Origin of the sequence: Candidatus Sodalis sp. SoCistrobi, from assembly GCF_900143145.1 — a bacterium.
Classification (GTDB): domain Bacteria; phylum Pseudomonadota; class Gammaproteobacteria; order Enterobacterales; family Enterobacteriaceae; genus SoCistrobi.
The window spans coordinates 1-4,797 of the sequence record NZ_FRDB01000213.1 but is presented as its reverse complement, the minus strand read 5'-3'; the positions used below and the strand labels follow the sequence as shown (position 1 = coordinate 4,797).

The following is a 4,797-nucleotide window of genomic DNA, read 5'->3' as shown; positions in this document are numbered from 1 at the left end:
CGGCGACTCCTACGATAATGCGATGGCAGAGAGTATCAACGGGTTGTACAAAACGGAGGTTATCCACCGCGGGAGCTGGAAAAACCGGACGGAAGTGGAGTTGGCCACGCTGGACTGGGTGGACTGGGTGGACTGGGTGGACTGGTACAACAACAGAAGGCTGCTCGGGCGGCTGGGTTACATCCCTCCTACTGAAGCCGAAATGAACTATTACGCTTTGCAATTAGCATCAGAGGAAGCGGCGTAGTATTGCCAAAATTACTCTCTAATAAACTCGGGGTTATTCATTTTCCGTTACGCCCGTGAGGCCATACGTCTACTTCATACTGACCACCTTCGAGCTTCTTAATCGACATATCGAAGCCCTCCAGCGAGATTGTCATTGTGCGCGCCTTGAATCACCTTGGTCTAGCGCGTAGAAAAAACAGAGCCTTAGCCAGCCTTCTGGCCGGAATGGCGAGATTTTATTTTTTCTTGCCCAACAGGGGAGAGAGGTGGAGCAATTTGCCCCACCTGTGGTGCGGTCTTCCCTGTCATTAACCACATCGTATATTTCTCGAATCTCTTATGGAGAGTGATTTTGAGCAAAATGTCACTCCCTATGCTTTCTCTCCTCCCTGTTTCGTAGAACTTCTGGGTGACTATCGGAATGCCTGTTAATTCAAAGAATTCTTGTCTTGTTAGTCCCTCGCTATCTCGTATCTCACGAAATTTTTCTCCCATGCCACTTGAAAAGGGTGCAATTGTAACCATAACAACTCCTAGGGTTGCGTTAGTATCCTTAATCATAACTGCTTATATTGGCAGTTATAGGCAGAAATAAGCGCATGGCGCTATGGGGGATTATGACACATGACTGAGAAAGAATTAGAGGGGTTCATTGAGATACGCCATCCCGTGGATGCCGTGCCTTACCCGAAATTTGCCGAAATGATTGGTAAGAAACCAGCTACGGTTAAGAGCATGATTGAAGACGGCAAATTGCCGATCGTTCCATGGAAGAACCCGGAAAGCTTTGGCTCTCGCGCTGAAAATTGGATTTACATTCCTGAATTTAACCGCGGAGTACGCGAGGCATATTTCAGCCGCCCTATTGAACAGCGGAATGCTTGGCTTCTGTGGATTGGGCTTTGAACGCCAAACTCGCCAATGTTTATAGGGGAAAGCCAATGCAACCGGCCTACGCCACATTGATAAATGAACTCGTGCAGGAATACCACACCAAGCGGGCAAACCTCCGCGCAGCGACAGCCACGCCGCCTGAGTTGCAGCAGCAGCAGCAGCTAGACAACGATTACGCCTACTGGCTGAGTATTGGTCTGGAGGATGCATTAGACGATGCCTGGGCCGCCGGAGATATCGACAGCGCCGCGCAGATAGACCGCATTATCAGACAGTTTTACACGGGACATCTGCCGGAGCCGCAAGCATGGCATGTTGCCGCATGAGCAGCGTCAGAAGACTCAGCGGAACGGCATAGGAAACGGACGGACACCAGAGCATGATGCAAACGTTAATCAGAAAAAATCGCTACACGTACTGCTATAAGGGGTTTGTCATTCACTACCGCCCCAAAACCGCCGCGCATCGCGTCGCTCGTTATGAAGTGTTCTGCGGTGATCAGTCGTTCGGTTTGTTCGATGGCAAGGCGCAGGCGATCCGCTACATCGACCAACTTTACCAGATGCAGCGCTTCGGCTCCGTCGAAAAGACGATACTCGCATAAAGATAAAAATCCAATGCTGGGTAACCATATCCTCAAGGAATTAGGGTGTAGAAAAAAATGAACATAAGCACAAGACGTATGGGTAATAACACCTACCTCTGCCTTTGGGGTGAACGGGGTGAGGCATTTATCAATATAAAGGAAGTCGTTGGCTGTTTTATCAATTATGGCGGCAAAGTTGGCATTATTTTAAAAAATGGCGGATGTATTGAAGAATGTGATGACGACTTTAATGCTAATGCCTTGCTAGAAGCATTGAGTTATGACGAATGACTTCTTCAACATTTTACAAACCAGCATTTAAAGGGGTATTTATGATTTCTGATAACAGTACGAAAATATTTTTGGAAGATTCGAGAAAGCCTTTCGTTTATCCGGGTAATCTTAATAGGGGCGAGCTTATTTTCTGGATGCGAGAGATTCTTACGGCTTTGAAGGGTGAAAGCCTCTTGGCTTTTGACGTCGAGAGGCTTTGTGAAGATGTACAAGAGCATCAAGCCAAGCTAACTAAAATGAAGGAGATCATTTTAATAGGAATTTATCCCACATTTCAGGATCCCATTCCGAGTCCTGAAAACCGGGATAACAGAAAATAAACCCTTTAGGGTTGTAATCTACAAAACTAAATTCATTTGCAAGCTCTTTTTTAAACCCATCGGGAGCATTTAACGCTTTGATATCTTCCTGGAGGATGATTAATGCGTCTGACAAGTTAATATCCTTGGCACTATTTATAGAAATATTTTTATTGCTAAACAGGTATGAAACAAGTGCATTTCTACCGTTAAGTATAAGGCGATGAGGATCGTTTTTTTGCTTGTAAGTGAAGAGAATGGTATCAAGCTTAAAAATGATGAGCGTTCTTTCAGTAAGATAAGGTAATAAATCAGAATGATGATTAATGTTTTCCATGCTTATATTGAGAGCATTTAATATATTATTGTATGTTTTATAGAATAACTTGTAGTAATGCGTGACGGTCATTTCCATTTACTTATCCTTAGTGGTGATAGTCATGCCCGTGTTCCGCTCAGAACATGGCGGGCATGATGAGAGTACCACAGAACCATGCGCCGGGCATGGCTAAAACCCGGCCATATTTCATCAACGATGAGGGTTAACGAAAATGAGCGAAAAAACCAGTCGAAACAACGAGGCTGGCAGAATCCATGCGACTGAATTCCGCCGTAAATATTTCAAAAATGGTCGTTATGTGGGAACGCTTAAAACCAGTGGCCTTGGTTCTGCGCCAGAAACACGTGAGGAATAAATCATGATATTACAAGATTTATGGTGGATGGATTATTTAGTACCGGCCCTCTTGCTACTTATTGCGCTCCCGCTCTCCCTCTATGCGGTCATTATCGATATCAGGGAAAGCAGACAGCGTAAAGATGAGCAGATACGCGCCAAAGCCCGCCGAAAACATGCGGCAAGGCATTTCAAGAAAGTTTATCGCGGATAAAAGGAATCTGTCATGAATCATTTTTATGCCGACTATATGAACGAAGCGTTACGACATTATTATGCTGATTGTGCGAATGAACCGGAAAACAGACTGACCTGTTTTCGTATTCTGGCACATGAGATACGTGAACTTCATCAGCTCGCCTTTTTCATCGGGGATAAGAGAAGTGTAGAGGCATTAAAGCCCGCACTTAACTCCCTGAGATTAGGCAATGTCCCCGAGCCGCTATTGCCGGAGGGGGTACAGCGCTATGTTATACCGTCCTGCTCAGGCGGCTGTTAAAAATACCTGTCACCATCAAGGATTTTTATTATGAATACAGACGATATGACCCAAGTTATCTATCATGTATTGCCCGCCATGCAAAACGGTTTTTCTATTCGGCCGCAGGGTTATGATGCCTATTTTTATGTTGACCCACAAAAGCCTTACGCACAGGAATTTATTGCCGGAATTGAGCGGGATTTGAGGGGGCGCATAAAGTGGTTAATGGATAATCACACTGAACGCTTAGTGCCACAGTAATTTATTACCCGCCATTAAAGTGAAATAAAAACGGCGCATGGCGCCAGGGCTTCGCACGGCCTGAATAAAGGAGAATTCACCATGACTGAAATCACCCATTCCTATCAGGGCGGCGCGCCAACTCGCATTCGCCTGACGCCCGGTTTAACCGATCCGGATTTCATGACCGTCGGTTTGGCGGCCAGAAAAAGCGAACGCGAACACCTGCTTGGCATGCTCAGTGCCTTTCTGGAATCGCAACGCGCCCGCGCAGTACCCGCAGACAAAATACTGGACGCGCTGAATGACTGGATAGCGCTGCGTTTGTCAACGCTTGACATGACCAAGGAGTCACCACGATGAACCACCTGATGATTGACATTGAAACACTCGGCGTTCGCGCCAGCGCGCCATTGGCGGCGATAGGTGCCGTCTTTTTTGAACCCTCGACCGGCCAGCTGGGCAAAGCGTTTTATGCCCGTGTTGACCCGCGCAGTGATGAGGCCGCCGGTGCCCGTGCGGAAGTCGATACGGCGTTGTGGTGGTTACGTCAGGATGCCGCCGCGCGCGCCGAATTGATTATTGACCCTCGCCTTTCTGCGAGTGATGCCCTGAATGCGTTGCTGAATTACATCAACGCCAGCCAGATACCCGCCGGCCGCAAACACCTGAACATCTGGTGCAAGGGTGGCAGCTTTGACGTGGTGATTTTAAGCGCCGCCTTTGAGCGCCATGGCCTGCCCACCCCCTGGCATTACTGGCGTGTGCGGGATATGCGCACCCTGCAATGTCTGGCACAGGCAACAGGCTATTGCTCGCCCGCACGCCAGTGAATAACCCCGAGTTTATTAGAGAGTAATTTTGGCAATACTACGCCGCTTCCTCTGATGCTAATTGCAAAGCGTAATAGTTCATTTCGGCTTCAGTAGGAGGGATGTAACCCAGCCGCCCGAGCAGCCTTCTGTTGTTGTACCAGTCCACCCAGTCCAGCGTGGCCAACTCCACTTCCGTCCGGTTTTTCCAGCTCCCGCGGTGGATAACCTCCGTTTTGTACAACCCGTTGATACTCTCTGCCATCGCATTATCGTAGGAGTCGCCG

At 47.7% G+C, this 4,797-nt stretch carries 14 protein-coding genes; 11 read left to right on the top strand and 3 right to left on the bottom strand.

What is annotated here, in order from left to right:
- A partial coding sequence (locus CINSTRO3249_RS12825; protein WP_143146887.1) for an integrase core domain-containing protein occupies nt 1–247 on the top strand: 247 nt, incomplete at its 5' end.
- A gap of 185 nt (nt 248–432) precedes the next feature.
- On the opposite strand, the gene CINSTRO3249_RS12820 is transcribed toward CINSTRO3249_RS12825, so the two are convergent.
- Nucleotides 433–789 carry a helix-turn-helix domain-containing protein gene (locus tag CINSTRO3249_RS12820; RefSeq protein ID WP_371441385.1) on the bottom strand — a complete coding sequence of 119 codons (357 nt, stop codon included), beginning with the start codon at nt 787–789 and terminating at the stop codon, nt 433–435.
- 63 nt (nt 790–852) lie between these two features.
- Here CINSTRO3249_RS12820 and CINSTRO3249_RS12815 point away from each other — a divergent pair, with 63 nt between their 5' ends.
- The 4 genes from CINSTRO3249_RS12815 (at nt 853) to CINSTRO3249_RS12800 (ending at nt 1,999) form a co-directional block, all read left to right on the top strand.
- Nucleotides 853–1,134 (top strand): Cox family DNA-binding protein, encoded by a 282-nt coding sequence (locus CINSTRO3249_RS12815; RefSeq protein ID WP_074013559.1) that lies wholly within the window; start codon nt 853–855, stop codon nt 1,132–1,134.
- A complete protein-coding gene (locus CINSTRO3249_RS12810) occupies nt 1,131–1,448 on the top strand; it encodes a hypothetical protein (protein WP_254304366.1) in 318 nt (105 codons plus the stop codon). Before CINSTRO3249_RS12815 ends, CINSTRO3249_RS12810 begins: the two co-directional genes overlap by 4 nt.
- Nucleotides 1,449–1,501: 53 nt before the next feature.
- On the top strand, nt 1,502–1,726 hold the full coding sequence (locus CINSTRO3249_RS12805; RefSeq protein WP_254304365.1) for a hypothetical protein: 225 nt from the start codon (nt 1,502–1,504) through the stop codon (nt 1,724–1,726).
- 78 nt (nt 1,727–1,804) lie between these two features.
- Complete coding sequence (locus CINSTRO3249_RS12800; protein WP_074013558.1) at nt 1,805–1,999, top strand: hypothetical protein; 195 nt, start codon at nt 1,805–1,807, stop codon at nt 1,997–1,999.
- A 249-nt stretch (nt 2,000–2,248) separates the two neighbouring features.
- Here the strand turns inward: CINSTRO3249_RS12800 and CINSTRO3249_RS12795 are convergent, their stop codons facing one another.
- A complete protein-coding gene (locus CINSTRO3249_RS12795; RefSeq protein WP_074013557.1) occupies nt 2,249–2,716 on the bottom strand; it encodes an ECs1072 family phage-associated protein in 468 nt (155 codons plus the stop codon).
- A gap of 136 nt (nt 2,717–2,852) precedes the next feature.
- Between CINSTRO3249_RS12795 and CINSTRO3249_RS17280 the strand changes: the two genes are divergently transcribed.
- The 6 genes from CINSTRO3249_RS17280 (at nt 2,853) to CINSTRO3249_RS12775 (ending at nt 4,531) form a co-directional block, all read left to right on the top strand.
- Nucleotides 2,853–2,996, top strand: coding sequence for a hypothetical protein (locus CINSTRO3249_RS17280; protein ID WP_174249788.1), 144 nt, complete (start codon nt 2,853–2,855; stop codon nt 2,994–2,996).
- A 3-nt stretch (nt 2,997–2,999) separates the two neighbouring features.
- A complete protein-coding gene (locus CINSTRO3249_RS12790; RefSeq protein WP_074013556.1) occupies nt 3,000–3,191 on the top strand; it encodes a hypothetical protein in 192 nt (63 codons plus the stop codon).
- Nucleotides 3,192–3,203: 12 nt separating this feature from the next.
- Nucleotides 3,204–3,476 carry a hypothetical protein gene (locus CINSTRO3249_RS16760; RefSeq protein WP_125933190.1) on the top strand — a complete coding sequence of 91 codons (273 nt, stop codon included), beginning with the start codon at nt 3,204–3,206 and terminating at the stop codon, nt 3,474–3,476.
- A gap of 45 nt (nt 3,477–3,521) precedes the next feature.
- Entirely contained in the window at nt 3,522–3,719 is a 198-nt protein-coding gene (locus CINSTRO3249_RS12785) for a hypothetical protein (RefSeq protein WP_125933189.1), read from the top strand.
- Between the two features lie 81 nt (nt 3,720–3,800).
- Entirely contained in the window at nt 3,801–4,061 is a 261-nt protein-coding gene (locus tag CINSTRO3249_RS12780; protein WP_074013554.1) for a hypothetical protein, read from the top strand.
- Nucleotides 4,058–4,531, top strand: a complete 474-nt coding sequence (locus CINSTRO3249_RS12775; RefSeq protein WP_074013553.1) for a 3'-5' exonuclease — start codon at nt 4,058–4,060, stop codon at nt 4,529–4,531. The genes CINSTRO3249_RS12780 and CINSTRO3249_RS12775 overlap by 4 nt, the downstream gene beginning before the upstream one ends.
- 37 nt (nt 4,532–4,568) lie before the next feature.
- Here the strand turns inward: CINSTRO3249_RS12775 and CINSTRO3249_RS12770 are convergent.
- Nucleotides 4,569–4,797, bottom strand: a 229-nt coding sequence (locus CINSTRO3249_RS12770; RefSeq protein WP_143146879.1) for an integrase core domain-containing protein, incomplete at its 5' end; no start/stop codon positions are given.

Coding starts and splice junctions, on each gene's coding strand:
- CINSTRO3249_RS12820 (WP_371441385.1), bottom strand. CDS start 789: ATGATTAAGGATACTAACGCAACCCTAGGAGTTGTTATGGTTACAATT.
- CINSTRO3249_RS12815 (WP_074013559.1), top strand. CDS start 853: ATGACTGAGAAAGAATTAGAGGGGTTCATTGAGATACGCCATCCCGTG.
- CINSTRO3249_RS12805 (WP_254304365.1), top strand. CDS start 1,502: ATGATGCAAACGTTAATCAGAAAAAATCGCTACACGTACTGCTATAAG.
- CINSTRO3249_RS12800 (WP_074013558.1), top strand. CDS start 1,805: ATGGGTAATAACACCTACCTCTGCCTTTGGGGTGAACGGGGTGAGGCA.
- CINSTRO3249_RS12795 (WP_074013557.1), bottom strand. CDS start 2,716: ATGGAAATGACCGTCACGCATTACTACAAGTTATTCTATAAAACATAC.
- CINSTRO3249_RS17280 (WP_174249788.1), top strand. CDS start 2,853: ATGAGCGAAAAAACCAGTCGAAACAACGAGGCTGGCAGAATCCATGCG.
- CINSTRO3249_RS12790 (WP_074013556.1), top strand. CDS start 3,000: ATGATATTACAAGATTTATGGTGGATGGATTATTTAGTACCGGCCCTC.
- CINSTRO3249_RS16760 (WP_125933190.1), top strand. CDS start 3,204: ATGAATCATTTTTATGCCGACTATATGAACGAAGCGTTACGACATTAT.
- CINSTRO3249_RS12785 (WP_125933189.1), top strand. CDS start 3,522: ATGACCCAAGTTATCTATCATGTATTGCCCGCCATGCAAAACGGTTTT.
- CINSTRO3249_RS12780 (WP_074013554.1), top strand. CDS start 3,801: ATGACTGAAATCACCCATTCCTATCAGGGCGGCGCGCCAACTCGCATT.
- CINSTRO3249_RS12775 (WP_074013553.1), top strand. CDS start 4,058: ATGAACCACCTGATGATTGACATTGAAACACTCGGCGTTCGCGCCAGC.